Annotated in this window: 1 protein-coding gene; it reads right to left on the bottom strand. The window is 43.7% G+C overall.

Annotated features, from left to right (window positions below; all coding sequences use genetic code 11):
- Positions 1-2301 (bottom strand): Ig-like domain-containing protein (locus SP041_RS20595; RefSeq protein WP_137298012.1); only part of this gene is annotated, 2301 nt, incomplete at both ends.

The raw sequence follows: 2301 nt of genomic DNA on the forward strand, positions 1-2301 counted from the left end.
GTGTCACTGTTTGACCATCAGGATCAGTTGCAGTGAAGCTAATGTTTTCAACACCAGTGAAGTTATCGGTTGCGCTCGTAAACGTTGCAATACCATCCACAATCGTCACGCCAATGTCGCTGTTGCCCGCGACGCTGTACACCAAATCTGCTGACACGGTTTCAGCGTCTGAGAAGTATTCTTTTAAATCAATGCTGTAATCAGCAAAGTCTTCACTTTGAGTTTGGTCTGCAATAGATGTGCTGCTAATCGGTGTATCGTTCGCTGCCGTAATATCTATCGTAAACGTTGCAGTATCGCTTAAGGCATTATCAATACCAGCATCGCCGCCACTGTCCGTAACACGGACCGTGAAGGTCTCAGTGGTGTCGCTTGATAACGCATCAATCGCTGCTGCGTTTGGCGCGAAGCTGTAACTGCCATCGCTTGCTAAGGTTAATGTACCGTACGTACCCACATGGGTATCAGTACCGTCTGTGAAGTCGTAAGTAAAGGCTGTGTCATCAATATCACTTGCTGTTAACGTACCGGTAGTTGCATCGAAGCTATCGGCTGCCGCTGTATCAGTAATGGCAGTCGTGACATCAGCTAAGGTTGGTGCATCATTCACTGGGTTAACAGTAAATACAATTGCTTGTGTCACTGCTTGGCCATCAGGATCAGTTGCCGTGAAGCTAATGTTTTCAACGCCATTGAAGTTATCAGTTGCGCTCGTAAAGGTTGCAATACCATCCACAATCGTCACGCCAATGTCGCTGTTACCATTCACCGTGTAAGTTAAATCTGCAGCCGAGGTCTCAGCGTCTGAGAAGTATTCTTTTAAATCGAGGGTGTAATCAGTGAAATCTTCATTTTGTATTTGATCTGGGATAATCGCACTATCAATAGGGGCATCATTAACAGCAAAGATCTCTACGGTAAATGTTGCTCGACCTGCATCGCCATTTTCATCTGTTGCTCTAATTTCAAAAACTTCAGTTGTACTCGATGACAATCCATTAATAGTCGATTCATTTGGTGTAAAGGTATAGTCACCAGTTGTTGTTAAGCTTAATGTGCCATACACACCAACTTTGCTTAAACTACCATCAGAGAAATCGTAATTAAGAACACCATCATCAACATCATTAGCTGTTAAAGTGCCAGTTAGTTCATTAAATGAATCGGGTGTCGTACTATCATTAATCGATACTATTTCAGCATTTAATAACGGAGCATCATTGACTTCATTAACATTAAAAACAACATCTTGGCTAACAGTTGTACCGCTTTTATCTGTAGCATTAAAAGTTAAAGTTTCGCTTCCGAAAAAGTTTTCTGTACTATTTATAGTAGCAATACCATTAATAATCTCTATTTCAATATTTTCATTACCAGTCACACTATAAATCAACTCAGCTTCAATAGTTTCAGCATCTGAGAAGTATTCTTTTAAATCGATAGTGTATTCGGCGAAGTCTTCGTTTTGTGTTTGATCAGGAATATCAGTACTGTTAATCGGCGTATCGTTCGCTGCCGTGATATCTATTGTAAACGTTGCAGTATCGCTTAAGGCATTATCAATACCAGTGTCACCGCCACTGTCCGTGACACGGACCGTGAAGGTTTCAGTGGTGTCGCTTGATAACGCATCAATCGCTGCTGCATTTGGCGCAAAGCTGTAACTGCCATCGCTTGCTAAGGTTAATGTACCGTACGTACCCACATGAGTATCTGTGCCGTCAGTGAAGTCGTAAGTAAAGGCGCTATCATCAACGTCCGTTGCGGTTAATGTACCCGTGGTTGCATCAAAGCTATCGGCTGCCGCTGTATCAGTAATGGCAGTGGTCACATCCGCTAACGTCGGTGCATCATTCACTGGGTTAACAGTAAATACAATCGCTTGTGTCACTGACTCACCCTCTGGGTCAGTTGCAGTGAAGCTAATATTTTCAACACCATTGAAGTTATCAGTTGCACTCGTAAACGTTGCAATACCATCCACAATCGTCACGCCAATGTCGCTGTTACCCGCGACGCTGTACACCAAGTCTGCTGACACGGTTTCAACGTCTGAGAAGTATTCTTTTAAATCAATGCTGTAATCAGCAAAGTCTTCGCTTTGAGTTTGGTCTGCAATCGCTACGCTGCTAATCGGCGTATCGTTCGCTGCCGTGATATCTATCGTAAACGTCGCAGTATCGCTTAACGCATTATCAATACCAGTATCGCCGCCACTGTCCGTGACACGGACCGTGAAGATCTCAGTGGTGTCGCTTGATAACGCATCAATCGCTGCTGCGTTTGGCGCAAAGCTGTAAC

The sequence above is a fragment of the Psychromonas sp. SP041 genome, from assembly GCF_000470315.2.
GTDB lineage: Bacteria > Pseudomonadota > Gammaproteobacteria > Enterobacterales > Psychromonadaceae > Psychromonas.